Origin of the sequence: Brevibacterium sp. W7.2, from assembly GCF_018137945.1 — a bacterium.
Classification (GTDB): domain Bacteria; phylum Actinomycetota; class Actinomycetes; order Actinomycetales; family Brevibacteriaceae; genus Brevibacterium; species Brevibacterium sanguinis.
Genome location: NZ_CP073089.1, coordinates 3,564,762 through 3,590,930, shown reverse-complemented (window position 1 = coordinate 3,590,930; position 26,169 = coordinate 3,564,762). Strand labels below are relative to the sequence as shown.

Annotated in this window: 24 protein-coding genes; 14 read left to right on the top strand and 10 right to left on the bottom strand. The window is 69.7% G+C overall.

Translation table 11 applies throughout. The features are described 5' to 3' along the window. Positions 1 to 4: 4 nt before the first annotated feature. On the bottom strand, positions 5 to 547 hold the full coding sequence (locus tag J9315_RS16115; RefSeq protein WP_211978342.1) for an AAA family ATPase: 543 nt from the start codon (positions 545 to 547) through the stop codon (positions 5 to 7). Positions 548 to 725: 178 nt separating this feature from the next. On the opposite strand from J9315_RS16115, the gene J9315_RS16110 reads away from it, so the two are divergent. Then, positions 726 to 1,409, top strand: a complete 684-nt coding sequence (locus J9315_RS16110; RefSeq protein WP_249121089.1) for a DUF1345 domain-containing protein — start codon at positions 726 to 728, stop codon at positions 1,407 to 1,409. A 43-nt stretch (positions 1,410 to 1,452) separates the two neighbouring features. Here the strand turns inward: J9315_RS16110 and J9315_RS16105 are convergent, their stop codons facing one another. Then, the gene (locus tag J9315_RS16105; protein ID WP_211978341.1) at positions 1,453 to 2,844 is read right to left on the bottom strand and encodes a lipase family protein; all 1,392 of its coding nucleotides are present in this window, start codon (positions 2,842 to 2,844) and stop codon (positions 1,453 to 1,455) included. 432 nt (positions 2,845 to 3,276) lie between these two features. Between J9315_RS16105 and J9315_RS16100 the strand changes: the two genes are divergently transcribed. Further along, on the top strand, positions 3,277 to 4,371 hold the full coding sequence (locus J9315_RS16100; RefSeq protein ID WP_211978340.1) for a Zn-dependent alcohol dehydrogenase: 1,095 nt from the start codon (positions 3,277 to 3,279) through the stop codon (positions 4,369 to 4,371). Positions 4,372 to 4,437: 66 nt separating this feature from the next. On the opposite strand, the gene catA is transcribed toward J9315_RS16100, so the two are convergent. From catA to J9315_RS16080, 4 genes are all read right to left on the bottom strand, one after another. Then, positions 4,438 to 5,307, bottom strand: a complete 870-nt coding sequence (gene catA / locus J9315_RS16095; protein WP_211978339.1) for a catechol 1,2-dioxygenase — start codon at positions 5,305 to 5,307, stop codon at positions 4,438 to 4,440. Positions 5,308 to 5,340: 33 nt separating this feature from the next. Next, positions 5,341 to 5,616 (bottom strand): muconolactone Delta-isomerase, encoded by a 276-nt coding sequence (gene catC / locus J9315_RS16090; RefSeq protein WP_211978338.1) that lies wholly within the window; start codon positions 5,614 to 5,616, stop codon positions 5,341 to 5,343. A gap of 62 nt (positions 5,617 to 5,678) precedes the next feature. After that, a complete protein-coding gene (locus J9315_RS16085; RefSeq protein WP_211978337.1) occupies positions 5,679 to 6,779 on the bottom strand; it encodes an enolase C-terminal domain-like protein in 1,101 nt (366 codons plus the stop codon). Further along, positions 6,776 to 7,711 (bottom strand): LysR family transcriptional regulator, encoded by a 936-nt coding sequence (locus tag J9315_RS16080; RefSeq protein WP_211978336.1) that lies wholly within the window; start codon positions 7,709 to 7,711, stop codon positions 6,776 to 6,778. The genes J9315_RS16085 and J9315_RS16080 overlap by 4 nt, the downstream gene beginning before the upstream one ends. A gap of 379 nt (positions 7,712 to 8,090) precedes the next feature. Between J9315_RS16080 and hutU the strand changes: the two genes are divergently transcribed. The 8 genes from hutU (at position 8,091) to J9315_RS16040 (ending at position 19,506) form a co-directional block, all read left to right on the top strand. Further along, on the top strand, positions 8,091 to 9,848 hold the full coding sequence (gene hutU, locus J9315_RS16075) for a urocanate hydratase (RefSeq protein ID WP_198500312.1): 1,758 nt from the start codon (positions 8,091 to 8,093) through the stop codon (positions 9,846 to 9,848). Further along, positions 9,848 to 11,098, top strand: a complete 1,251-nt coding sequence (gene hutI, locus J9315_RS16070) for an imidazolonepropionase (protein ID WP_211978335.1) — start codon at positions 9,848 to 9,850, stop codon at positions 11,096 to 11,098. Before hutU ends, hutI begins: the two co-directional genes overlap by 1 nt. 17 nt (positions 11,099 to 11,115) lie before the next feature. Then, positions 11,116 to 12,432 carry a YjiH family protein gene (locus J9315_RS16065; protein WP_198500314.1) on the top strand — a complete coding sequence of 439 codons (1,317 nt, stop codon included), beginning with the start codon at positions 11,116 to 11,118 and terminating at the stop codon, positions 12,430 to 12,432. A gap of 78 nt (positions 12,433 to 12,510) precedes the next feature. Further along, on the top strand, positions 12,511 to 14,196 hold the full coding sequence (gene hutH / locus J9315_RS16060) for a histidine ammonia-lyase (protein ID WP_211978334.1): 1,686 nt from the start codon (positions 12,511 to 12,513) through the stop codon (positions 14,194 to 14,196). A 1-nt stretch (position 14,197) separates the two neighbouring features. After that, positions 14,198 to 15,424, top strand: a complete 1,227-nt coding sequence (locus J9315_RS16055) for an allantoate amidohydrolase (RefSeq protein ID WP_211978333.1) — start codon at positions 14,198 to 14,200, stop codon at positions 15,422 to 15,424. Next, complete coding sequence (locus J9315_RS16050) at positions 15,421 to 16,839, top strand: formimidoylglutamate deiminase (RefSeq protein WP_198500317.1); 1,419 nt, start codon at positions 15,421 to 15,423, stop codon at positions 16,837 to 16,839. Before J9315_RS16055 ends, J9315_RS16050 begins: the two co-directional genes overlap by 4 nt. 3 nt (positions 16,840 to 16,842) lie before the next feature. Next, entirely contained in the window at positions 16,843 to 17,619 is a 777-nt protein-coding gene (locus tag J9315_RS16045) for an IclR family transcriptional regulator (RefSeq protein WP_198500318.1), read from the top strand. Between the two features lie 186 nt (positions 17,620 to 17,805). Continuing rightward, positions 17,806 to 19,506 (top strand): AarF/UbiB family protein, encoded by a 1,701-nt coding sequence (locus tag J9315_RS16040; protein WP_198500319.1) that lies wholly within the window; start codon positions 17,806 to 17,808, stop codon positions 19,504 to 19,506. Positions 19,507 to 19,536: 30 nt separating this feature from the next. Here the strand turns inward: J9315_RS16040 and J9315_RS16035 are convergent, their stop codons facing one another. Both J9315_RS16035 and J9315_RS16030 read right to left on the bottom strand, forming a co-directional pair. Next, positions 19,537 to 19,917 (bottom strand): VOC family protein, encoded by a 381-nt coding sequence (locus tag J9315_RS16035; protein WP_198500320.1) that lies wholly within the window; start codon positions 19,915 to 19,917, stop codon positions 19,537 to 19,539. 60 nt (positions 19,918 to 19,977) lie between these two features. Continuing rightward, positions 19,978 to 20,328, bottom strand: coding sequence for a hypothetical protein (locus J9315_RS16030; RefSeq protein WP_198500321.1), 351 nt, complete (start codon positions 20,326 to 20,328; stop codon positions 19,978 to 19,980). A 143-nt stretch (positions 20,329 to 20,471) separates the two neighbouring features. On the opposite strand from J9315_RS16030, the gene J9315_RS16025 reads away from it, so the two are divergent. Beyond that, positions 20,472 to 20,777, top strand: coding sequence for a nucleotidyltransferase domain-containing protein (locus J9315_RS16025; protein WP_198500322.1), 306 nt, complete (start codon positions 20,472 to 20,474; stop codon positions 20,775 to 20,777). Beyond that, the gene (locus J9315_RS16020) at positions 20,767 to 21,123 is read left to right on the top strand and encodes a HepT-like ribonuclease domain-containing protein (RefSeq protein WP_198500323.1); all 357 of its coding nucleotides are present in this window, start codon (positions 20,767 to 20,769) and stop codon (positions 21,121 to 21,123) included. Before J9315_RS16025 ends, J9315_RS16020 begins: the two co-directional genes overlap by 11 nt. On the opposite strand, the gene J9315_RS16015 is transcribed toward J9315_RS16020, so the two are convergent. Both J9315_RS16015 and J9315_RS16010 read right to left on the bottom strand, forming a co-directional pair. Next, on the bottom strand, positions 21,120 to 22,331 hold the full coding sequence (locus J9315_RS16015; RefSeq protein ID WP_232623807.1) for a methyltransferase domain-containing protein: 1,212 nt from the start codon (positions 22,329 to 22,331) through the stop codon (positions 21,120 to 21,122). The genes J9315_RS16020 and J9315_RS16015 overlap by 4 nt on opposite strands. Positions 22,332 to 22,379: 48 nt before the next feature. Continuing rightward, positions 22,380 to 23,828 carry a deoxyribodipyrimidine photo-lyase gene (locus J9315_RS16010; RefSeq protein ID WP_198500325.1) on the bottom strand — a complete coding sequence of 483 codons (1,449 nt, stop codon included), beginning with the start codon at positions 23,826 to 23,828 and terminating at the stop codon, positions 22,380 to 22,382. Positions 23,829 to 23,987: 159 nt separating this feature from the next. Here J9315_RS16010 and J9315_RS16005 point away from each other — a divergent pair, with 159 nt between their 5' ends. Both J9315_RS16005 and J9315_RS16000 read left to right on the top strand, forming a co-directional pair. Next, positions 23,988 to 25,439 carry an amidohydrolase family protein gene (locus J9315_RS16005; RefSeq protein ID WP_198500326.1) on the top strand — a complete coding sequence of 484 codons (1,452 nt, stop codon included), beginning with the start codon at positions 23,988 to 23,990 and terminating at the stop codon, positions 25,437 to 25,439. Next, a complete protein-coding gene (locus tag J9315_RS16000; RefSeq protein WP_198500327.1) occupies positions 25,436 to 26,146 on the top strand; it encodes a sulfite exporter TauE/SafE family protein in 711 nt (236 codons plus the stop codon). The genes J9315_RS16005 and J9315_RS16000 overlap by 4 nt, the downstream gene beginning before the upstream one ends. The last annotated feature ends 23 nt before the right edge of the window (positions 26,147 to 26,169 follow it).

Here is a 26,169-nt window from a genome sequence, read left to right as displayed (position 1 = left end):
GTCGTCACCGCAGGCGGAACGTCGCCGTCCCCACGGCGTCGCGGACAGCGGCGAGCGTCTGCTCCGAGGTCTGAATGCTGCTGTCGATGACGTGGTCCTCCAGCTCGCCGAGGTGGCTGAACTGATCCCACATCGTCGTGATCGGCTCCTCGTCGGTGAGGTCATCGGGACCGGTGCGCGCGGTGGCGCGGTCGAGAGCGACCTCTCGGCTCGGACGGAGGATGAGGTAGTGGACGGGCAGAGGATCAGGGTGCCGGGTGAGAACCCGGAAGTGATCGAGCATCCACGGTCCGACGATCCCATCGACGATGACGGTGTAGTCGCCCCGCGCGTAGATCGCGGCAGCGTGGACGATGACCTCCATGACCGTGTGGTTCTGCGCCTCGGACTCCGGCAGGTAGGGCGGGATGGCGCCGGCGGCGATGAAATGCCAGAAGTCGTCGGTGTGCAGGTGGACGGACCGTGGGAAATCGTGCGCCAGGGCGCGGGCTGTCGTCGACTTCCCGGCTCCCGGAGGTCCGGCGAGGATGATGACGTCGGCGCTCATGGTCGTCAGTGTACGGTCCGCGGCATGTCAGAGCCGAGTGGCTGACGGAACCACCGGGTGCTGGTCGACTAGGGTGAGTTGACCAGCCGACATCGAGTGAACCGGAGCCGTCCTGCGCCTGCGACCCCGCCACAGCCAGATCATCACGATCTCCGATGACACGCGCTCATCGGTGAGCATGATCCCCGCCCTGCTCGTCGGGGTCGTCGTCATCGTCGGTCTCGGATTCTCCCCTTTCGGCGCCGATTCAGCCGGTTTCGTCGATGCGACGCAGCGACTCATCGCCGTCTTCCTCGTCGCGTGGCCGGTGTACGCGCTGGTCTACCTCCTCTGGACCCATGCCGGACTGCAGGACCTCACGGAGACGGAGCTCACCGTCCACTCGCGCTGGGCCATCGCACGCAGGCGCCGCTGGACGTCGATCCTCTTCGGCGGCGGCGGTGCCGTGTCGTGGACGCTCGTCGCCGCCTTCGTCGCCATCATGCTCAACGTCTACCTCGTCACCCTCGGATCGAGCGAGGAGACCGTCATCGCCGGTGCCCTCGGCGTCGCCAACGTCATCGCCTCGTGGGCGGTCATGGTCTACTCGTTCGCCCTCGACTACATGCGCCTCGACCTGCGGGACGGCGGAAGCCAGGCGGCACGCCACCTCGAGTTCGACATGGAAGAGGATCGGGCCTTCAGCGACTACCTGACGTTCTCCGTGCTCACCTCGACGATGACGGCGGCGCTGCCGGGCCGAGCCATCACCCGCGCCGGGTGGAGACTCGTGCGCACCAACGTCATCGTCGCGTTCGCCTTCAACTCCGTCGTCGTCGCCACACTCGTGTCGATGATCCTCTCCTACGTCATGGAGGCGTAGCCGAGCCTCCGGCCGGCTCGGATGCTCGGCTGAGCCCGCGGGATCAGAGCCGCCAGCAGCTGTTGAGCGGTGACCGACCGGCGAAGGTCGTCGACGTGAACGCCTCGACGCGCGGCAGCGAGGCGAGGTACCCGCCGATGTGCGTGGGCGCGAGATTGTCGGCGAAGGTCACCGACCTGCCCGCATCGCACCAGGCCGCGGCGAGCCCCCGGCCCTGCGCGAAGGGCACGACGTCGTCGAGGCGGCTGTGGTTGACGAGGACGGGAATGTCCGGGATCGCCGCCGTGCCCAACCGCTGCTCGTCGAGGACTGCGGTGAACTCCTCCTCGACGAGCTGCTGGAAGTCCCCGCCGTTCTTCGTCAGCGTGCTCGTGTCGACGAAGGCGTTGGTGAGAACGGCTTCGACCGTGCACTGGCCGGCGGCGCGCTCGACCGTCTCCTGGCCCTGCTCGTTGAGGTGCTCGCTGAGGTCGATGCTCGCCTGCTCCGCGAACGAATCCGCCCCGAAGAGGAGGAAACCGGTGTAGACGCCCGAGAGGCTGCCGACGGCGTCGTTGAGGTCGGTCGGAGCGGCCCCCGCCGAGGCGGAGGTGAGGTTGAGCTCGGGCGCCCACTCCGCGGCGAGTTCGAGGGCCGCCGCCGTCGCCTGCCCGCCCTGGGAGTAGCCGCGCAGCTGCAGCTGCGTCTCCGCATCGATGCCGCTTCCCTCGACCTGTTGGACGGCGCGGGCGGCGTCGAGCACGGCTCGGCCCTCTTCGACGCGGTTGAGGTAGCGGTGCGGACCCTCGGTGCCGAGTCCGATGTAGTCGACGACGATGACCGGACGGTCGGCGGCCAGCGCCGAGGTCACCCCGATGCCCTCGTACTCCGTGCCCATGCTCAGCTGTCGGCTGGGAGCGCACTTGTCGGCAGTGCCCTGCGTGCCCGGGGCGATGACGACGGCGTCCTGCGCCGGGCCGTCGGAGTTCGCGGGGCTGAGCAGGGTGGCGGTGGCGGCACGGGCAGTGCCGCGTTCGTCGGTGGTGCGGTACATGAACGTCGTCGTCTTCGCGTTGTGCCTGATGAGCCGGACGGGGTCGAGGTAGAAGTCGGATTCGGCCTGCCTGACGACTGCGCCGTTCTCCTCCGGCAGCGTGGCGGGAGTCTCATAGAAGTCCGCGGGGACACCGGATGCCGGGAGGTCCTCGACGGCGGCCGCGTATTCGACATCGGCGACGGTGATCTCGTCGGAGGATTCGACGACCGACCGTGCCTGTTCGACGCTCACTCCGGCGGGAACGCTGCTGCGATCGAGTTCGGCGGGATCCTCGGCGGCCCGCTCGTCATTGAGGCGTTCGGCTTCGGCGTCCGTCGTCGGAACGGGGTCGGCGGCGTGGGCCGGGGTCGCGATCGTGCCCACCGCCAGCGCGAGGCCGGCGACTGCGGCGGTGCCCATCGTGGTCAGTCGTCGCAGGGGCGGAGTCATTGTCGGTCGACGTGTGCTCATAGGTCTGCATTCCTGTTCTGTCGTGGATCTCGGCGGTGAGAGTGCGCGAACAGCCGACCGCCCGGGCTTCGGTGGAGCCGCGGGGGTCGACCAGGACGGGGTGCCCGTATGGTGACCGGCGCCACACATCCTACCGAACAGAACGACTGATCGGTAGTAAGTCCTCGGTCGGCCCGGTAAGCCCATCGCCCCGCGGCAGGGGCCGCGCACCGACTGATCACCGGCAATTCATCGACACTGACCCTGATCGGGCGTACGCTCAAAATCGGGTGCCGACCGTTGTGTCACTGCTCTGCCTGCGTGATCGTCGGCTGGTCACCGCGAACCGGCGGACGTCATCGCCACCGGTTCGATCACCGCCACGATTGCAAAGGAGCAACCATGCGAGCATCTGTGTCCGAGGGCGTCGGCGCACCGTTCACCACGCGGGACGTCGACATCGACGAACCGCGCGAGCGCGAGGTCCTCATCGATGTCAGGGCGTCGGGTCTCTGCCATTCCGACCTCCACATCGTCGAGAGCGGCTACGGCTTTCCCTTTCCCGCCGTGTTCGGCCATGAGATCGCCGGAGTCGTCGAGGCGGTCGGCTCCGAGGTCACGACGATCGAAGTCGGCGACCACGTCGTCGGCTGCCTCATCCAGTTCTGCGGGGTGTGCACGACGTGCCTGTCGGGGCGCACCTACGAGTGCCCGAACCCGCAGGCGACGGTGCGCGGACCGGACGAACCGTCGCGCCTGAGCGCCGAGGACGGCACGGCGATCGCCTCGGGGTGGGGTCTCGGCGGCTTCGCCTCCCAGGCGCTCGTCCACGAGAACCAGCTCGCCGTCGTCCGCGACGATCTCCCGTTCCCGCAGGCGGCGATCATCGGGTGCGCGGTCGTCACCGGGGCCGGATCGGCGATCAACACCGCCGGTGTGCGCGTCGGCGATTCCGTGGCCGTCATCGGCACCGGCGGGGTGGGGCTCAACGTCATCTCCGGCGCGCTCCTGGCCGGAGCCACGCACGTCATCGCCATCGACATCATCGACGCGAAGCTCGAGGTCGCGAAGAGCTTCGGCGCCACCGAGGTCATCAACTCCTCACAGGTCGACGCCGTCGAGACCGTCAGGGAGCTCACCGGGGGAGGGGTCGACCACGCGTTCGAGGTCATCGGACTGCCGGCCACCCAGGAGCAGGCGATCGCGCTGCGCCGCGTCGGCGGGCACGCCTACCTCATCGGCATCGCCAAGCCCGATGCCACGGTCACCCTCGACACCTCGCTCGCCGCCCTCGTCAGCCATGCCAGTGTGCAGGGCGTGAGCATGGGATCGACGAACCTCAAACGCGACATCCCGATGTACGCCGACCTCTACATGCAGGGGCGGCTCAACCTCGACGGGCTCATCAGCCAGGAGATCTCCATCGACGACGTCGACGAGGCCTACGACAAGCTGAAGAAGGGCGAGGTCATCCGCTCGATCATCACGCGCTTCTAGACGCTGACGGCCGCCTCGGCGATATTCCCCGCCGAGGCGACCGTCAGCTCAGCGCGCGAGGAGTCCTCAGGCGGGATCGAGGACGAAGTCGTAGACGGTGACCTCTCCCTCGCCGTCGGGGTTCGGCTGCGGATCGAGGAGGAGCTCGGGCTTGACCGCCGAGGCGATGTCGTCGTCGTTGTGCGGATCGCCGGGGAAGTAGAGCTGCGAGGTGATGAGCTGGTGGTCCGGCGCATGCACCTTGAAGTGCAGGTGAGCCGGCCGCCACGCATGCCACCCGGCGGCCGCGATGAGCTGGCCGCAGGCCCCGTCGGTGGGGATCTGATAGGGCGCGGGCCGGATCGTGTGGATCTCGTACTCGCCGTTGTCATTGGCCGTGAACGTCCCCCGCAGGTTCCACTCCGGCAGTCCCGGCGCGAACTGCGAATAGAAGCCGAGATTGTCGGCATGCCAGAGCTCGAGCTTCGCCCCCGGCAGTGGAGTGCCGTCGACCGCGGTGACCTGGCCCTTGAAGACGAGCGGTGTCCCCGGTTCGTCCTCGCGCATCGGGATCGTGCCGTTCCACTCCAGCTCCGGTGAGCCGCCGAGGTAGTACGGCCCTTCGATCGTCCCCTTCGACCCCTCCCGGTCGGCATTGGCGACCTCTTCGACGGAGTGCTCGAGCCACACGTCGAGGAAGAGCGGCCATTCGCCGTCTTCCCCGACCTTGATGAGCCACGCCTTGAACGCGTTGTACTCCTCGTAGCTCAGCTGCTCCTCGATGACGAGGTCGTTGAGCGCCTTGATCGCCTTGCCGGCGAGGAGGGCGACGCGCTCCTGGTCGACGGCGGCGGTGCTGCCGCCCTGCGCCTGCCTTTCGCGGAAGCGGGCCGAGGCGTTGGCGCCGGATTCGGCGGCCTTCGCCGTGACTTCGGACTGGAAGCTGTTCTCGGACATTGTCTCTCTCCTTCGGGTGATGTGAGTGCGGTGTCAGATGTGGGAGGGGTGGGTGGCCAGGGGTGTGACATGGATGCGCATGTGCGGGAAGAGCGGCAGGCCGCTGAGCAGCTCATGGAGTTCGTCGTTGTCGGTCACGTCGAAGACCGAGTAGTTCGCGTACTCCCCGACGATGCGCCAGATCTCCTTCCACCGGCCGTCGCGTTGCAGCTCCTGGGAGTAGGCCTTCTCGCGGGCGAGCAGCTCCGTCGTCTCTGCCGCGGAGAGGTCGGTGGGAAGGGTGACGTCCATTCTCACGAGGTACAGCATGGGAGGCTCCTTCGGTTGTCGACTCTGCGTCGTCGTCGGGCGGGACAGCGGAGTCGGGCGGGTCAGTCGATGCGGTAGTGGGCGAGCTTGTCCTCATCGACGACCGTGCCGACCCCCGGGTCGGTGGGGGCGGCGACGCGACCGTCGACGATGCGCAGCGGTTCGGCGGCGAGGTCGTCGGCCATGTCGAGGAAGTTCGAGAGCTCCGCGGGGTAGCGCGAGGAGTGCTCGAAGGCGGCACCGAAGGTCACGGTGGCGATGCTCCCGAGCTGCGTGTCGATCTGGTTGCCCATGAGGACGTCGAGGCCGAGCGCCTCGGCGAAGGCGAGGATCTTGCCCGACTCCGTGAACCCGGTGCGCGCAGTCTTGATCGACAGGGCGCTCGCCCCTCCCGTGTGGATCTCCCGGGCCGCCGCGCCGAGATCGGGTGCCGACTCGTCGGCGACGATCGGGATCGGGGAGGTCGCGACGAGGCGCCGGCGGCCGAGCACCTCGGCGGCGTCGTCGGGCTCCTCGAAGAACCGCAGATCCGCCCCGGGCGTGGCCGCGAGCATCTGTGCGGCCTCGGTGGCCGTCCACCCGCGGTTGGCGTCGAGGTAGAGGAGGACATCGGGGCCCACGGCCTCCCGCAGCGCGGTGACGAGGTCGACGTCGACGCCGACCGGGCGCCTGCCGACCTTGATCTTGAACGACCGCACCCCGTGCGTGTCGATGAACGCGAGCGCCTCGTCGACGACCGCCTCGGTGGGGGCGAACCCGAGCATGTGGGTCACCGCGAGCGACTCGCAGTACCCGCCGAGGAGCCGGTGCACGGACACTCCGGCCGCCTGCCCGATGAGGTCCCAGAGGGCGACGTCGATGCCGCCCTTCGCGGTCTGGTTGCCGACGGTGCGGCGCAGGTGGGCGTGGATGCCGGCCCGGTCGAGGGGATCGGCGCCGAGGAGCGCCTCGGCGAAGACGCCGTCGATGACGGCGATGACGGAGGCCAGGGTCTCCCCGTACGTGTAGGGCCGGGGCGGGATGTCGGCGCAGCCGGTCAGCCCGTCGTCGGTGTGCAGGCGGAGCAGGACGTGCTCGATGTGGTCGACGGCGCCGCTGGCGAACGCGAGCGGTTTGCGCATGGGGATGCGGTAGGGCACGGTCTCGACGGCGGTGATCCTCATGACGCGTCCTCCTCGGCGATCGCCGCTGCGACAGGGGGCTCGGCGATGGCCGCGGCGACGACCTCGGTGATGATCGCCGTCATCCGCTCCGTCGCCCGGGAGTCGTCATCGGCCCGCCGGGCCAGGGAGAGCTCGGTGCGCGGGGCGTCGACGATGGTGCGGAATTCGACGCCGGGGATGGCCAGCGCCGAGGCGGTGCCGGGGACGATCGCCATGCCCAGTCCCGCGGCGATGAGGGACATGAGCGTCGAGGTCTGGGATGCGCGGATCGCGTAGTCCGGGGTCCGGCGGTGAGCGCCGAGGAAGTTCGCCGTCGTCGTCGACATCACCGAGGTCTCCGGGTAGCCGACGAGGACGCGGCCGCTGATGTCGGCGGCCGTGATCGCGTCGGCGTCGACGAGGTCCGAATCCGAGGGGAGTGCGGCGATGCAGGGTTCGGAGCCGATGGTCTGGCACTCAAGCCCCGTCGCCGGGGTGGTGCCGCGCAGCAGGGCGATGTCGACGGTGCGGTCGAGCAGCTGGGTGACGAGCTGCGGGGTGATCATCTCGCCGCTCACGCTCAGCTGGAGGCGGGGTGCCAGCGCCGCGGTGCGGCGCACCACCTGCGGCATCACCCCGTACGTCGTCGAGCCGGTGAAGCCGAGGCGCAGCGGGCCCTGGAGTCCGGAGCCGATGAGACCGACCTCGGTGCCGAGGGTGTCGAGTTCGGCGAGCACCCGCTCGGCCTCCTCGAGCAGGTGGGCGCCGGCCGGGGTGACGGTGACCGAGCGCGTCGTGCGGTGGAGCAGGGTCGTGCCGAGCTGGCGTTCGAGTTTGCGGATCTGCTGCGAGAGGTAGGGCTGGGCGAGGCCGAGGCGCTCGGCGGCCCGCCCGAAATGGCGTTCCCTGGCGACCATCGCGAAGTTCTGCAGCTGGCGGGTCTCGAGCATCATGCCCGCACGGAGGTGAGCGGGCCGCGGGTCGGCGCGGCGGGCGTGGGTGGGATGAACATCGTCGTTCCTCTTCCAGTGATCTCGAGGGTTCTCCGTCAGACTATGCGCGGGCACAGGACTTTTAAAGAACCGATTTCGTCTTGATTGAGACTCCACAGTTATCAATGAACAGCCGGCGGATAGTGTCCGAAATATCGGACAGAACTTGAGCCAGACCACTTCCGTCCGTGCTCCCAGCGGACACAATGGAAGGGTAGTCAAAGACGATTCGGCCCCCACGGCCTCTCGCCGTCGGGCCGCGATCGGGAATCCACTCCGTCGGACACACCGGTCGAACTGAGCTCAGGTCCCCCTGCGGGACCCCACGAAAGGGAATCCCATGACCGCCACGTCCGAAACCGACGCCGCGACCACCTCGGCGACCACACCGTCGTTCACCCAGCACGACCCCACCCGGGTCATCCGCGCCGACCGCGGACCCGAGATCACCGCGAAGAGCTGGCAGACCGAAGCCGCGAAGCGGATGCTCATGAACAACCTCGACCCCGAGGTCGCCGAACGCCCCGAAGACCTCGTCGTCTACGGCGGCACCGGCCGTGCCGCCCGCTCGTGGGAGGCCTACGACGCGATCGTGCGGACGCTGGACGACCTCGAAGACGATGAGACGCTGCTCGTCCAGTCCGGCAAGCCCGTCGGCGTGCTGCGGACCAACGAATGGGCACCGCGCGTGCTCATCGCGAACTCCAACCTCGTCGGCGACTGGGCGAACTGGGAGCACTTCCGCGCGCTCGAAGCCGAAGGCCTGATGATGTACGGCCAGATGACCGCGGGCTCCTGGATCTACATCGCCACCCAGGGCATCCTCCAGGGCACGTACGAGACCTTCGGGGCGATCGCCCGCAAGCGCTTCGACGGGACGCTGGCCGGCACCCTCACCGTCACCGCCGGCTGCGGCGGCATGGGCGGCGCCCAGCCGCTGGCCGTCACCCTCAACGGCGGGGCCTGCCTCATCATCGACGTCGACCGGACCCGCCTCGACCGCCGCCAGGCCAAGCGCTACCTCGACGAGGTCGAGACCGACCTCGACACCGCGCTCGCCAAGGTCATCGAGGCGAAGAAGAACGGGCAGGCGCTCTCCGTCGGACTCGTCGGCAACGCCGCCGAGATCCTCCCGCTCATCCTCGACCGTCCCGAAGCCGCCGAGGTCGACATCGTCACCGATCAGACCTCGGCCCACGACCCGCTGTCCTACCTGCCCCTGGGCGTCAGCCTCGACGACTGGCAGACCGAAGCCGAGCAGGACGCGGAGAAGTTCACGCTGCGCGCCGAACAGGCGATGGCCGCCCACGTCAAGGCCATGGTCGAGTTCCAGGACCGCGGCGCCGAGGTGTTCGACTACGGCAACTCGATCCGCGACGAAGCGCGCAAGGCCGGCTACGACCGCGCGTTCGCGTTCCCCGGCTTCGTCCCCGCCTACATCCGTCCCCTCTTCTGCGAGGGCCTCGGACCGTTCCGCTGGGTCGCGCTCTCCGGTGACCCGAAGGACATCGAGGTCACCGACGCCGCCCTCAAGGAGCTCTTCCCGGAGAACGAGTCCCTGCACCGCTGGCTCGACGCCGCCGCCGAATACGTCGAGTTCGAGGGACTGCCGGCCCGCATCTGCTGGCTCGGCTACAAAGAGCGCCACCAGGCCGGTCTGCTCTTCAACCAGCTCGTCGCCGAGGGCAAGGTCTCGGCCCCGATCGTCATCGGCCGCGACCACCTCGACTCCGGGTCCGTCGCCAGCCCCTACCGGGAGACCGAGTCGATGCTCGACGGCACGGACGCGGTCGCCGACTGGCCGCTGCTCAACGCGCTCGTCAACACCTCCTCGGGCGCCACGTGGGTCTCGATCCACCACGGCGGCGGCGTCGGCATCGGCCGGTCCATCCACGCCGGACAGGTGTCCGTCGCCGACGGCACGGAGCTCGCGGCGAAGAAGCTCGCCCGCCTGCTCACCAACGACCCCGGCATGGGCGTCATCCGCCACGTCGACGCCGGCTACGACCGCGCCGTCGAGGTCGCAGAGGAGCGCGGCATGCGCATCCCGATGATCCCCGAACTCGACGTCCGCGACGAGGAATCGGCAGCCCAGTGATGAAGCTCCTCACCGGCATCAGCGAACTCGTCACGAACTCGGACCCCACCGAGCTCATGGCCCGCCCCAGCCTCGGCGCGGGAGATCTCTTCTCCCTCACCGACGCCGCGGTGATCATCGACGGTGAGACCATCGCCTGGTCCGGTCCCGCCGCCGAGGCGGACGCCGCCCTGGCAGCGCTCCTGCTCACCGCCCCCGACGCCGAGGTCGAGACCGTCGACCTCGGCGGGCGGGCGGTCCTGCCCGGCTTCGTCGACAGCCACAACCACCTGATCTTCGCCGGTGACCGCTCGGCGGAGTTCGCCGCCCGGATGGCGGGGGAGAAGTACTCAGCCGGAGGCATCGCGACGACGGTCGCGGCGACCCGCGCGGCCAGTGACGAGGAGCTCGAGGCCAACCTTGTCCACCTCCTCGACCAGGCCACCCGGGCCGGCACGACGACGTTCGAGATCAAGTCCGGCTACGGACTCGACCTCGCCGACGAGATCCGGGCGCTGGAGATCATCGGCCGCCACACCCCGGAATCAACGCTCATGGCAGCCCATGTCGTGCCGCCGGAGCACAAGGACGACCCGGAGGCCTACGTCAGCCTCATCATCGACGAGATCATCCCCGCCGCGTCCGGCCTGGCGAAGTGGATCGACGTGTTCTGCGAAGAGGGCGCGTTCGACGAGGACCAGACCCGGCGGATCATCGAGGCCGGCGTCGCCGCGGGACTGCGGCCGCGCCTCCACGCGAACCAGCTCACCGCCGGTGGGGCGCTCCAGCTCGGGGCCGAACTCGGCTGCGTCTCCGTCGACCATGCGACCTTCGCCTCCGATGAGGACCTCGCCGTCCTCGCCGCCGCGGGCACCGTCGTCACCCTCCTGCCCGGCGTCGAGTTCTCGACCCGTCAGCCCTACCCCGACGTCCGCCGCTACCTCGCGGCCGGGGTGCGCATCGCGATCGCCACCGACTGCAACCCCGGGTCGTGCTTCACCAACAGCATGCCCTTCTGCATCGCCGTGGCCGTGCGCGATATGCACTTCACCGTCGACCAGGCCGTGTGGGCGGCGACCGCCGGCGGCGCCCACGCCCTCGATCGCACCGACATCGGCCACCTCGGTGCCGGGGCCCGGGCCGACCTCACGGTCCTCGACGCCCCCAGCCACCGGCACCTGGCCTACCGGCCCGGCGTCCAGCTCGTCGACCGCGTCTACCGCGGCGGCCAGCTCGTCGCCGACAACCGTCCGACCACCTCGGCGGACTGAGGATTCGAAGGAGAATCATGACCACCCCGACCACGCCGTCCCGGACGAGGCCCGCCGGCACCTGGCGGTTCTTCGCCTACAGTGCCATCGGGATCGTCATGTTCTTCGTTCCCGTCACGATCGCCGGGGTCTCGACGATCCCGCTCGACCACATCGTCACCGCCATCCGCACCTTCGCGGGCCCGGTCGTGCCGTTCATCGTCCTCGCCCTCATCCTCCTCGGCGCCGTTCGCCCCTTCGTCACCGGGACGTGGAAGTCGTCGGTGACGAAGGGGATCTTCGCGGTCCTCGGCGTCGTCGGCCTCGTCGTCGCCGTCCTCATTCTCACGGTCCCGCCCGCGTGGCTCGCCGCCGAGGACATCGGTCCGTTCCTCTGGGACAAGCTCGTCATCCCCGTCGGCCTCATCGTCCCCGTCGGCGCGATCTTCCTCGCCCTCCTCGTCGGATACGGGCTCATGGAGTTCATCGGCGTCCTCGTCCAGCCGATCATGCGCCCGGTGTTCAGGACGCCGGGCCGCTCGGCCATCGACGCCGTCGCCTCGTTCGTCGGCAGCTACTCCCTCGGTCTGCTCATCACCAACCGGGTCTACAAGGAGGGCAAGTACACGGCGCGGGAGGCCGCGATCATCGCGACCGGGTTCTCGACCGTGTCGGCGACGTTCATGATCGTCGTCGCCAAGACGCTCGACCTCATGGACCACTGGCTCCTCTACTTCTTCTTCACCCTCGTCGTCACGTTCGTCGTCACGGCCATCACCGTCCACCTGCCGCCGCTGCGATCGATCCCCGACACGTACTATCCGGGGGCGACCCCGCAGCCGGAGGAGAAGGTGACGAAGCACCGCTTCCGCGTCGCGTGGCGGGAGGCGAAGGCGACGCTCGCCGAGACGCCGAGCCTCGGCCGCAACCTCTGGCTCAACTTCCGCGACGGTCTGCTCATGGCCGCCTCGATCCTGCCCTCGATCCTCTCCGTCGGGCTCATCGGCCTGCTCCTGGCGAAGTACACGCCGATCTTCGACTGGCTCGGATGGATCTTCGTGCCCTTCACGTGGGTCACGCAGCTGTCCGATCCCGTGCTCGCCGGCAAAGCCTCGGCGCTCGGCCTCGTCGAGATGTTCCTGCCGGCCACCCAGGTCGCCGGCTCCGACGACCTCGTGCTGCGCTTCACGATCGCCGTCGTCTCCGTCGCCGCGATCATCTTCTTCTCCGCGATGGTGCCCTCGATCCTCGCCACGGAGATCCCGATCTCCGTCGGCGCGCTCGTCATCATCTGGTTCGAACGCGTCGTCCTCACCATCCTCATCGCCGCCCCGCTCGCCCACCTGCTGCTCTGACAGCGACTACGCTGTGAGCGCCCGCCCCACCGACCATCCATCCGCCATCTGTTTCCCGCCCCGACGAAAGGCCCCTAGATGTCCGCTGTCATCGATCTCGATCCCGATACCCTCACCTTCGCCGACGTCGTCGACGTCGCCCGCCACGATGCGAAGGTGGCCCTGAGCGAGACGACCCTGGCTCGCGTCGGGAAGTACCGGGAGGCGATCGATGCGCTCGCAGCGGCGCCGAAGCCCGTCTACGGCGTCTCGACCGGTTTCGGGGCGCTCGCCCAGCGGCACATCCCCGCCGAGCTGCGCACCCAGCTGCAGAAGTCGCTCATCCGCTCCCATGCCGCCGGTGTCGGCGCACCCGTCGAACGCGAGGTCGTGCGGGCGCTGATGCTCCTGCGCGCCCGGACGCTGGCGACCGGGCGCACCGGTGTCCGCGCCGAGGTGCTCCAGACCTACGTCGACCTGCTCAATGCCGGGATCACCCCCGTCGTCCACGAATACGGGTCCCTCGGGTGCTCCGGTGACCTCGCGCCGCTGTCGGCGTGTGCGCTCGTCGTCATGGGCGAGGGCGTCGCCGAAGGTCCCGACGGCGTCGCCGGACCTGCCGACGAGATCCTCGCGCAGGCCGGGATCACGCCGGTCACGCTCGCCGAGAAGGAGGGGCTCGCGCTCGTCAACGGCACCGACGGCATGCTCGGCATGCTCATCATGGCGCTCACCGACCTCGAGAGCCTGCTCACCGCCGTCGACGTGTCCGCGGCGATGAGCATCGAAGGGCTCTTCGGCACCGACGCCGTCTTCGCCCCCGAACTCCACTACCCGCTGCGCCCCCACGACGGGCAGGCCGCCTCGGCCGCCAACATGCTCGCCGCCCTCCACGGGTCGGGCATCACCGCGAGCCACCGGGACTCGACCCACCTCGTCCAGGACGCGTACTCGATGCGCTGCGCCCCGCAGGTCAACGGCGCCGCCCGGGACGCCGTCGCCTTCGCCACCCAGGTCGCCGAACGCGAGCTGCGGGCCGCGATCGACAACCCCGTCGTGCTCACCAACGGCATGGTCTCCTCGAACGGCAACTTCCACGGCGCCCCGCTGGCCCACGCACTCGACTTCCTCGCGATCGTCGCCGCCGATGTCGCCTCGATGGCCGAACGCCGCACCGACCGCCTCATGGACGTCGCCCGCAACCAGGGGCTGACCCCGTTCCTCGCCGACGACGCCGGAGTCGACTCCGGTCTGATGATCGCCCACTACACGCAGGCGGCCATGGTCTCCGAGGCCAAGCGCAATGCCGCCCCCGCCTCGGTCGACTCGATCCCGTCCTCGGCGATGCAGGAGGACCACGTGTCGATGGGCTGGTCGGCGGCGCGCAAGCTGCGCACGGTCGTCGACAACCTCGCCAGCGTCATCGGCATCGAGCTATACGCGGCGTCCCGCGCCTGCGACATGCGCGAGGCTGATCCGGCCCCGGTCACCGGCGCCGTCATCGCCGCACTCCGGGAGACCGTGCCCGGCCCCGGCCCCGACCGGTTCCTCTCCCCGGAGCTCGCCGAGACCATCGCAAAGGTCAAGGACGGGTCCCTCGTCACCGCCGCCGAGGCGGTCACCCCGCTCACCCACACCGTCACCGCAGCCGCCGGCACGTGGCAGCCCGTGGGCGGCGGCCCGGCCGTCAACGATCCCGACTTCACCGCGCTCGGCAACCTCGAGGCCGCCGCGGAGGCCTCGGGCACGGCCGCGGCGACGACCGAGTACCACGAGGACAAGTGAGATGAGCGACGTCGTCTCCCTCCTCACCCAGATCGCCGACACCGGTCGGGATCCGCGCGGACCCGGGTACCAGCGGCCCGGGTTCTCCGCCACGGAACGGGAGCTGCGCACGTGGTTCCTCGCCGAGGCGGACCGCCGCGGTCTCGACACCGAGATCGACGCGAACGGCATCACCTGGGCGTGGGCGACCGAACCGGGCGACGACGCCGTCGTCACCGGCTCCCACCTCGACTCCGTCCCCGGCGGCGGGGCGTTCGACGGACCGCTCGGGGTCGCCTCGGCGCTCGCGGCCTTCGATGACCTCAAGGCCTCCGGGGCGCTCGACGCGGCCGGCCGACCGCTCGCGCTCGCCGTCTTCCCCGAGGAGGAGGGGTCGCGGTTCGGGGTCGCGTGCCTCGGTTCGCGGCTCATCACCGGTGCGATCGACTCCGACCGGGCCCTCGGCCTCCGGGACGCGAACGGCGACACCTTCGCCGATGTCGCGCGCGGCTACGGCCTCGATCCCGCGCGCATGGGCGCGGACCCGCAGCGGCTGCAGGGCATCGGCTCGTTCATCGAACTCCACGTCGAACAGGGCATCGGACTGGCCGGCACTGATCAGGCTGTGGCCATCGGCTCCTCCATCATCGGACACGGTCGGTGGCACTTCGCGTTCGCCGGCCAGGGCAACCACGCGGGGACGACCCCGATGAGCCACCGCGCCGACCCCGTGGTCGCGGCCTCCCGCGTGATCGGCGACATCCCGACCCTAGCGGCCGCCACTGACGCGACAGCCGTCGCCACCGTCGGGCGCACCCTCATCCACCCGGGCGGGACGAACGTCATCGCCTCGGCCATGAGCTTCTGGCTCGACATCCGCCACGAGGACGATGCCGTCGTCGAACAGGTGCTCGAGGCGATCACCGCCCGCGCCCGGGACCACGCTGCGGACACCGGTGTGAGGGTCGAGGTCTCGCAGGAGTCGTACTCTCCGACGACGCGCTTCACCGCCGCGCTCAACGACCGGCTGCGCGCGGTGCTCCCCACCGCCCCGATGCTGCCCTCGGGGGCCGGTCACGACGCGGGCATCCTCGCCCCGCACGTGCCCTCGGCGATGCTCTACGTCCGCAATCCGACCGGCGTCTCGCACGCGCCGGAAGAGGCGTGTGAGGACGATGATGCGCGGGCGGGCGTCGACGCCCTCGTCGCCGTCCTCGAGAGCGAACTCGGCGTCGGCGGTGACCGATGAGTACCGCATTCTGGTGCGAGTCGGCCTGGGTCGATGGCGCGGTCGCCACCGGCGTCCTCCTCACCGTCGATGACACGGGCACGCTCACCGCGGTCGACACCGGCATCGCCGTCGCGCCGGAGGGCGCCGAGGTGGTCCCCGGCCTCGTCCTGCCCGGCGGAGTCAACGCCCACTCCCATGCGTTCCACCGGATGCTGCGCGGCCGCACCCACGGTGACGGCGGCACGTTCTGGACGTGGCGGGAGGTCATGTACTCGATCGCCGGCCGACTGACCCCGGAGAACTACGAAACCGTGGCCCGGGCCGTCTTCGCGGAGATGCTCGCCGGCGGATACACCTCGGTCGGCGAGTTCCACTACGTCCACCACGCCCCCGACGGCACCCCCTACGGCAGGGATGCCGGCTCATCCCCGCACGCGATGGAGCGGGCGCTGGCCCGGGCGGCCGCCTCGGCGGGCATCCGTCTCCGCCTCCTCGACACCGCCTACCTCACCGGCGGCATCGGCGCCGATCTCACCGCCGAGCAGGCGCGCTTCGGCGATGGGACGATCGCCGGCTACCTCGAGCGTCATGCGCGGCTCGGCGAATATCTCGCCGCCGAGTTCCCCGTCGGTGCGCCCGGGGAGAGCTTCGTCCACCTCGGTGCCGCGATCCATTCGGTGCGTGCGGTGGCCGCCGCGGATCTGCCGCGCTTCACCGAACTGTCCGGACCGCTGCACGTCCACCTCTCCGAGCAGCCCGCGGAGAACGAGGCGTCGGTCGCGGCGTACGGGACGACGCCGACGCAGGTCCTCGCCCGGGCCGGAGTCGTGAGCGAGAGACTCTCACCCGTCCATGCGACGCATCTGTCCGACGCGGACGTCGCGACCCTCGGGCAGAGTGGGACGACGATCGTCATGTGCCCGTGCACGGAGGCCGACCTCGCCGACGGGATCGGTCCGGCCCGGGAGCTCGCCGAGGCGGGGGCGACGATTGCGCTCGGCTCCGACCAGCACGTCGTCCTCGATGCCCTGCGGGAGACGCAGGGACTCGAGGCCGGGGAGCGGCTGCGCAGCGGCCAGCGCGGCCGGTTCTCTCCGGCCGAGCTCATCGCGGCTCTGACGACCGGGGGTGCGCGCAGCCTCGATCTGCCCGTCGGCGAACTCGTCCCCGGGGCGGCGTGCGACTTCATCGCCGTGGCCACCGACAGCATGCGGACGATGGGGTCACTCGGCGAGCAGATCGTCCTCACCGCCACCGCCGAGGACATCCGCATGACGGTGAGCGGCGGCATCGTCCGCATCCGCGACGGCGTCCACACCGAGCTCGGTCCGATCGCCGATCTCTACGCCGCGGCGTTCGCTGCCCTGGGAATGACGACGGCTGTATCCGGGACGCGTGTGTCCGGGACGCATGCGTCCGGGACGGCTGGCTGAGTCGTGGCTGAGGTTCCCGCGCTGCGCCGCTCGGTGGCGATCCTGCGGCACCTGGCGGCGTCGAACCGGGCGATCTCCGCGGGTGCCCTCGTGCGCGCCCTCGACCTGCCGCGCTCGAGCGTCTACGAGCTCCTCGCGGTCCTCGAGGAGCTCGGCCTCGTCGTCCGCACCGAACCGGGGTTCGTCCTCGGGCCCGGGGTTCACGAGCTCGGCAGCTCGTACCTGCGGATGAATCCGCTGCAGCGGCTCGCCCAGCCCGTCGTGCGGCAGCTCGCCGAGGACACGGCGGCGACGGCCCAGCTCGCCGTCATCCGCGGGTGGGAGACGGTCTACGTGCTCAAGGAGCAGTCGCTGAAGTCCGTCGCCGTCGTCACCGCGACCGGGGTGCGGATGCCGAGCTATCTCACGGCCACCGGGCGGGCGATCCTCGCCCAGTTGCCGAAGTCCGAGGTGCTCGCGATGTTCCAGTCCGAGTCCGCCTTCGTCACCCGCACGGGCCAGGGGCCGACCTCGGTGCGGCAGCTCGGCGCCCTGCTCGCGCAGACCAGGCGTGCCGGGTGGGCGATCGAACACGGGGAGGTGACGCCGGGCATCTCGACGCTCGCCGCCCCCGTCTACGATGTGCTCTCCCGCCCGATCGCCGCGATCGGCCTCTCCGTGCCCGCGCCCGAAGCGCCGGCCCCCGGAGCCGGTGAGGCCCCCGCGACGCCCGCAGTGCCCGACGATCTCGTCGCCCAGGTCCTCACCGCCGCCGCCGAGGTCACCGCGAAGCTGCGCTGACCGCGAACCTGCGCTGACCGCGTTCGCCGCGCACCGCCTCGGCGATTGTCCTTGCTGACATCAGACACCGATGCTGACATCCGGCACCGATGCTGACATCCGGCACCGATGGGCGGCGGTTACACTGTGCCCACCCCAGACCGCAGCGGAGCCGATGGAGGGTTCGCGCGAGACCCAGGAGCAGGCATGGAATCCCCACATCTGACAATGTTCGGCAGCGACGCCGGACGCGCTCGGGAGATCCTCGAGGTGCTCGCGCGCTACGGCATCGCCGAACGATCCGCGCGCACGCTCGCCGCCGCGGACGGCAGCACGAACCTCGCGACGCGGTTCGCCGATCCCGACCTCGTCAAACTCGCGCCCGGTGCACGGCTGACCGCGGCCTTCACCGAACTCGGGACGACGTGGATCAAACTCGGCCAGTCGCTGAGCATGCGCGGCGACCTCGTCGGCGCCGATATCGCCGAGGCGCTGTCCGGGCTCCAAGCCGAAGTGCCCGCCGATCCGCCGGGCAGGGCGAAGGAGCGGGTCGAAGCCGACCTCGGTGCCCCGGTGAGCGAGCTCTTCACCTCCTTCGACGTCGAGCCCTTCGCCTCGGGATCGGTGGCGCAGGCGCATCACGCGGTGCTCACCGACGGCACCCCGGCCGTCGTCAAGGTCCTCCACTCCGGTGCCGAGGAGAAGGTCCGCGGCGACCTCGACCTCATGAAGAAGGTCGCGCGGTTCGTCGAATCCGCGGACCCGGAGCTCGCGCGCTTCAACCCGGCGCAGATGGTCGACGAGTTCGCCGAGATGATGAGCCAGGCGATGGACCTGACCAACGAGCTCCGGGCGATGCAGCGTTTCGCACGGGAACTCGACGAACTCGACTGGCTGCTCGTGCCCACGCCCTACCCGGAGCTCAGCGCGACAGGGGTGCTGACGATGGAGCAGATGCCGGGCGTTCAGACGAAGACCAGCGCGGATGTCACGGGCGCCGGGTGGAGTGTCGACGATCTCACGAAGCACGTGACGAACGCGTGGATGACGATGATCTTCGACAACGGCCTCTATCACGCCGACCCGCACCCGGGGAACTTCCTCATCCCCGATGCCGAGCACGTCGTGCTCCTCGACTACGGGGACGTCGGCTACCTCGCCGGCCCACGGCGCAACGACGTCATCCGCCTCCTCACGGCCGTCGTCGGACGTGACGTCTCCGACCTCACCGACATCCTCCTCATCGTCTGCAACGCCCCCGCCTCGACGGACGTCAAAGACCTCGAGATGGCCGTCGACAAGTGGATGGCGCAGTACCTGCCCGAGGACACGGCGTCGACGGACATCGACCTCAACGCCGCGATGACCGCGTGCATGCAGCTGCTCCACGACAAGGAGTTGAGCTTCCCGAGCGACCTGGCGATGCTCGTGCGCGTCATGGGGCGGCTCGAGGGATTCGGCATCCAGCTCGGCAGCACCGTGACGATGGAGGAGTACCTCGGGCCGTACCTGCGTGAGCACATGATCAGGGAGAACAGTCCGAAGAAGATGCTCGAGCGGCTCGTGCGGTCGACGACGAGCTGGACCCGGATGGCCCGTGAGCTGCCCCGCGACATCGAGATCCTCGTTCAGCAACTGCGCAAGGGCGAGACGCGGTTGGAGATCAACCTGCGCGACCCCGAGGAGCTCACCGACAAGCTCATCGACGGCCTCATGGCGTCGTCGTCGTTGCTCGCCGCCTCCCAGCTGCTGGCGAACCGGACGGGACCGACGGTCAAGGGGGTCTCGATCGCCGGTCTCGCCGCGGCCGGGGTCTCCGTGGTGACGTGGCGGAACCTCACGGTCCGGCGCAACAGTCACATCACCGTCACCGAGGAGCTCATGAAACTGGCCCGCCGCGTGCGGTGAGACCGCCAAGGCTGCTTCGCGCCGCGCCGCTCAGAGATAGGGCCGCGTGATGAGCTCGAGGTAGTGGCCGGCCGGGTCGAGGAAGTAAACGCCGCGACCGCCGTGTTCGGTGTTCGTCTCCAGCGGGCGCGTCCGCTGCGGATCGGCCCAGAACTCGAGGCCGCGCTCCCGCAGCAACGCCATGGCACGGTCGAATTCGTCGTCGGTGCAGAGGAACGCCATATGCACGGGCGAGATCTCAGACGGCGGCGGGGGAGCGGCGAACTGGAGCATCACTCCGCCCGTGAGCATGATGTTGGAGAAGACGCCCCACGACTGGGTGTGCTCCGCGCCGAGGATGTCGACGTAGAACTGTGCGGACTCGACCGGGTCCGTGGCGGCGATGATGGTGTGGTTGAACGTGGCTGACATGTGGGAATGACCTGACTCTGTGATGTGCGTGGGGCGACTCAGCCGTGGGATCTCAGGCCGTCACCGGCCGTCGTCGATGAGGGTGAGCAGCTCTTTCGCCGCCTTCTCGATCTCGCCGTGCTTGTACTCCCCGGCGCGCGATTCAGCGGCGATGACACCGGCCCGGTGGACGACGACGAAGTCGCCGTACGGGAACGAGTAGGCCTTCTTCGTGCGCGGGTCAGCCGATTCGTCGATGCCGAGGTGCCACTTCGCGTAGGCGTCCCACCCGTTGTCGGAGATGAAGACGTCCTCGTCTTCGGCGCTGGGGCGATCCTTCGACCAGTCACCGCGATCGTTGCGATCGACCTTGCCGTCTCGGATGAGGGTGCGCGCCTGTTCGACGCCCTGGGTGTTCACTGCGATCGACATGCGGGTACTCTAACGCGCCCACCGGGCACTGACCACCCTGCAAGCTGTGGCTGGGGTCCATTGAACTGTCGGTCCGGTCAAGGCGTCTCCCGCCGATGAGAGTTGTCTGGCGGCGCGTGCCAAGGGGTGAGAGAATTGACGACGTGAGCGGTGACCTGCCTTTCGACGAAGTTGCCATCGCACGTGTGTGCGAGCAATTCGGTGTCGCACGTCTGAGCGCATTCGGCTCGGTGCTCCGAGACGACTTCGATTCTGAGACCAGCGACGTCGACTTTCTTGTCGAGTACAAGCCGGACGCAGACCTGACGTTCTCGTCCTACTTGGCATTGCGCGCAGAGCTGGAGGCAATCGTCGGTCGACCAGTGGATCTCGTGGATGTCCGCACGCTCCGAAATCCCTACTTCACCCGAAATGCACTGTCGACATCGCGCGAAGTCTATGCCGCCTGAGACCGGGGCATATCTGTGGGACGCCCTCGAAGCCGCTGAGTTCGCGCAGTCAATCGCAGAGAAATCCTCCCGCCGTGAGTTCTCCGACGATTGGATTCTCCAAGCGGCCGCAGAACGCAAGTTGGAGATCCTCGGCGAAGCGCTCAACCGGATTCGCCAGACCGATCTTCCGACTGCTCTGCGCATCCCATCGGTCAACGAGATCATCGCCACCAGACACGTCATCGCTCACGGCTATGCGACTGTCGACTCCGAACGGGTCTGGAGGATGATTCGGGACGACCTTCCCCAGCTGATCGTCTCACTGAGGAATCTCCTGGAGGAGTTCGGACCCCCGCCGCGCTAGACCGCTCCCGCCCGGCGGCGCAGGAGGACTGCGACCTCGAGGTGCTTCGTGTGCGGGAACATGTCGAAGACGCGGGCGCGGGTGACTTCGTAGCTCGGCATCCGGTCGAGATCCTTCGCCAGGGTGAGCGGATTGCAGCTCGAATAGACGATGTGCTCGACCCCGGAGGTCTCGAGCGCGGTCGACAGCCGCGACCCGATCCCTCGCCGAGGCGGGTTGACGATGATCGCGTCCGGGCGCTCCCCGGCACCGAGGCGGGCCTCCGCGACCTCGGTGGCATCCCCGGCGATGAACTCCGTGATGTCGTCGACGCCGAGTTCGACGGCACTGAGCTTCGCCGACTCGATCGCCTGGTCGCTGATCTCGATGCCGGTGATGCGCCTCGGCGCCAGCCTGCCATCGTCGCTGCCGGCCGCACTCCACAGGGCGAAGCCGCCGACCCCGCAGTAGAGGTCCCACAGTGCGGCCGGTGCGATCTCGTCGACCCAGTCCGCGACCTGATCGCAGAGCGCGGTGGCGACCCCGGTGTTCGTCTGGAAGAAGCTCTGCGGCCGCAGGTGGAGGTCGACGCGCTCGAGGTTCATCCACAGCGACTCACCGACGAGCATGACCTCGCGGCTGCCCTCAAGTGCGGCCTTGTGCTCGGGGAGGAGGTTGACGGAGACGACGGACGCCTGCGGGATCGCCGCGCGCAGCGTCGCGGTCCGGGAGGCGATGACCTCGAGCCCGAACTGCGAGCGGACGACGAAGCGGACCATGAGCTCCCCCGAGGGCGCCGCGGTGACGTGGACGAACTTCAGCTCGCCTCGGCGGGCGGAGACATCGTAGGGGTCGAGGCCGGTCGCGTCGAGGAAATCGGCGAGCACGGGGATGACGGCGCGGATCGTCGGCACCTGGATCCCGCAGTCGCGCAGGTCGACGCCGTGGAAGTCCCCGTCGAGGATGCCGAGCGTCACCGCACCCGCGACCCCTCCGACGGCGAGCTTCGCCCGGTTGCGGAAGTCGTGGTCGGGACCCGAGGCCGCCGGCAGCCACGCGGCGGGGGCGTGGGCGGCGAGGACCTCCCGGCACCAGGCCTCCTTGTCCGTGATCTGCTCGTCGTGCGGGGTGCCGAGCAGCGCGCACGACCGACACCGGTCGGCCTCGAAGTAATGGCAGACCAGGCGTCCGTCCACGGTCGTGGCAGGAGCGAGCGGCAGCGTGGTCATGCCTGCCATTTTACGCGGCACCATCGCCGGCACCCGGCGGGAGTGGGCTCAGTCCTCCGCGGTCGCGCTCTTCATCGCATCGTAGGCGGCGAGCGCGGCATGACGGGACTCGCCGAGGTCGACGAGCGGGTCGCCCGCGTCCCCCGACGCACCGAGCCATCGCCTCACGTACACCCCGTCGGGGTCGAAGCGGATCCGCTGCCGTTCGGGATTGAAGACCCGGAAGAAGGGGGAGGCGTCGGCACCGCACCCGGCGACCCACTGCCAGGACACGGGATTGTTCGCCTCATCGGCGTCGACGAGGGTGTCCCAGAACCACTGTTCCCCGGACTGCCAGGCCAGCAGCAGGTTCTTCGTCAGCAGGCTCGCCGTGACCATCCGGACCCGGTTGTGCATCCACCCGGTCTCCCACAGCTGCCGCATCCCCGCGTCGACGAGGGCGATCCCCGTCCGGCCCGCCTGCCATGCGTGCAGCGCCTCGTCATCGTCCTCGTAGGGGAAGTGCGCGAACTCCGGCCGCATCGGCCGCCAGTCGAGGTCGGGCACATGGTGGGTGAGGTGCCACGCGAACTCCCGCCAGTACAGCTGCCGCACCCACGCCTGCCGATCCGCCGCCCCGACATCGGTGAGGTCCGCGACGGCGGTGAGGAGCTGCCGCGGCGAGACCTCACCGAAGCGCAGGCGCGGCGACAGCGCCGACGTCCCCTGAGGATCACCGGGGACGTCCCGGTCCTCGGCGTAGCCGTCGATGCGCTCGCCGAGGCGGTCGAGCGCCTCCGCGGCAGCGACGACCCCCGGTGTCCAGTGGGCGGCCACGGTGTCCGTCCACCACGGAAACCCGTCCTGGTCGCCGGAGGCCGGATCACCGGCCACGGCGTCGAGCAGGCGAAGGTCGGCGACGCCGGTGAGGAGGTGGGGACTGTCCTGCCGGACGCGGGCGAGACGCTCGGCGGTCGCAGCGCTCGGCGACTGCGCCTCGATGACCGGCAGCGGCGGGTCGACGGGGATCTCCCGGGCGGCGTTCCAGAACGGGGTGAAGACCTTGTAGTGCTCACTCGCCGAGGACGGCGTGACCTCCCACGGTTCGACGAGGAGGGCGCCACGCGAGCCCTCCGCCGCGATGCCGCGAGCGCTCAGCGTCCCGGCGACGACCTCGTCGAGGGCGCGGGAGGCCGGGGCGTACCGGCGTGACCAGCGCACCGTCGTCGACCCGAGGCCCTCGGCGACGTCGGGAATGATGTCGGCGGCATTCCCCGCGGCGAGGAGCAGCGGGATGCCGAGCGACTCGAGTTCCCCCTCGAGGACCCGGAGGGATTCATGGGCCCACCAGCGCGCTGCCGCCCCGAGCGGCCGCGGCCCGCGGCCCTCGGCATCCCGGGTCTCGCGGATCCAGATCGCCACGACGTCGCCGGCTTCACGGGCGGCGGTGAGCGCTTCGTGGTCGGCGACGCGCAGATCATCGCGGAACCAGACGAGGGTGAGAGGGTGGGAGGCCATGACAGGGATTATTGCACTGTCACCGTCATGGTGAGTGCCGTTGACCGACGCGATTCGGAGGCCTACAATTGAATGAACCAAATCGATTTGGCCACGATCGTACGGCACCCCGAGATCCCGCGATGCTGCGGGTCGGACCGCCAGAGCCCGAAGGACGATATGAATCCCCTGCGCACCCTCGACGACACTGCGACGCTCCTCGTCCCCGAACAGCTGCTGCTGCCGACCGGACCGCAGCGGGATCACGCCGTGCTCATCGAGAACGGCCTCATCGCCGCGGCCGGTCCGACCGCCGAGCTCGCAGCGACCGCCGCCGGTCGCACGGCTCGGCGGATCGAGCTTCCCGGCCGCCTCCTCATGCCCGGCTTCGTCGATGCACACCATCACCTCTCGCAGTCCTTCGGCAAATCCCTCGTCTTCGGCGAACCCTCGGAGATCTTCTCCCGCGTGTGGGTGCCGATGGAGGGGCAGATGGATGCCGAGGCCCTCGACGTCGCCACCCGGTTGGCCGCATGGGAGTCCCTGCGCGGCGGCTTCACCACGGTCGTCGACGCCGGAACCCGGGCCGCCGCCGACGTCGGAGCGATCGCCGAGGCGACCGTCGAGGTCGGGATGCGCTGCGTGCTGGGACTCATCGGCAACGACCTCGGCGGCGGGGTGCGCACCGCGTCCGTGCCCGAGGTGACGGCAGCGGCTGCCCACCATCTGAGTCGCTGGGAGTCGATAGAGCTCGTCCACCCGTCCCTGGCGGTCTCGATCCCCGAGGTCGCCTCCGATGAGGCGCTCATCGCCTTGGCGGGGCTCGCCGGTGAGGCCGGCGCCGTCCTCCAGACCCACCTCAACGAGCACCTGGCGGCAGTCGAGCGCTCCCTCGTCGCCGGTGGCGAGCGACCGCTGGAACGTCTCGCGCGCCTCGGCGTGCTCGGTCCGCAGCTCCTCGCCGCCCATGCGACGCTCCTGACTCCGCGAGAGATCCGCCTGCTCGCCGACACCGGCGCGGCGATCGCCTACAACCCGGTGGCGAGCTCGTGGAAGGGCAATGCCGTGGCGCCCGCCCTCCTCCTCCACGAACTCGGGGCCCGGCTGGGGCTCGGCACGGACGGCACCCGCTCCGATGCCTTCCGCCTCCTCGACGCCGCCGAGACAGCCCAGCGCCTGACCGCCGGCCTCGCCGCGGGAGATTCATCGACCGGCGGCGGGTGGACCTGGCTCGAGCTGGGCCTGCGCGGGGGAGCCGACGCCGTGGGCCTCGCCGGGCGAGTCGGCGAGATCACCCCGGGGGCCTACGCGGACCTCCTCGTCGTCGACCTCGAGACGCCGGAGTTCGCGCCCTCGTGGGACCTGCCGTGGGAGCTCGTGCGCCTGGGCAATCGCGACCAGATCGAGGCTGTCATCGTCGGCGGTCGTCTGCGCCTCGAGCGCGGATGGCCGGTCGACTGGGACGGACGTGCTCTGCTCGGACGGGTGCGGGAGATCGCCCAGCGGGTCGTCGAGACCTCGCCGATCACCCGCGTCGACCCGCTCTCGGCCGACCATCGCGCTGCGTGGGTGAGAGAGCATGCCGCCGACGCGGCGCGGGCCACCGCGCACCCTGTCGAGGTCGCACAGTGACGCTCCTCGCCCTCGGCATCATCGCGGGCACCGTCCTCGTCTCGGCGTTCGTGCAGGGCTCGACGGGCATGGGGTTCGCGATGATCGTCGCCCCGGTCGTCAGCTTCATCGACCCGAGCCTCATCCCCGTCATGCTCCTCGTCCTCATGATCCCCTTGAATCTCTACGTCGCCGCGCGCGAGCGCAGCGCCATCGACTGGCACGGCGTCAAGTGGATCAGCGTGGGGCGCTTCGCCGGGACCTTCGCGGGATTGTGGATCCTCCTCATCGTCAACCTCCAGCAGCTCTCGCTGCTCATCGGCTGGTCGACCCTCGTCGCCGCCGTCATCGCCCTCCTCGCTCCGAAGTTCACCCCCAACCGCACGGTGCTGGCCTCCGTCGGCCTCGTCACCGGGGTCACCGAGACCTCGACCGGCGTCGGCGGACCGCCGTATGCTCTGGCCTACCAGCACAGTCCCGGTCCGGAGCTGCGGTCGACGGTGGCTGTGTGCTTCCTCGTCGGCGAGGTCATCTCCCTCGTCGTCCTCGCCATCAGCGGTCAGGTCACGGGCGCCACGCTGCAGACGACGCTCATCATGCTGCCCTTCCTCGCCATCGGCTCGTTCATCAGCCGCTACGTCCACCATCGCCTCGACGGCCCGGTGCTGCGCTACATGGTCCTCGGCTTCGCGATCATCTCCGGTGCCATCGTCATCATCCAGGCGTGAGAGCCGACGGCGCTCGGCCGGGA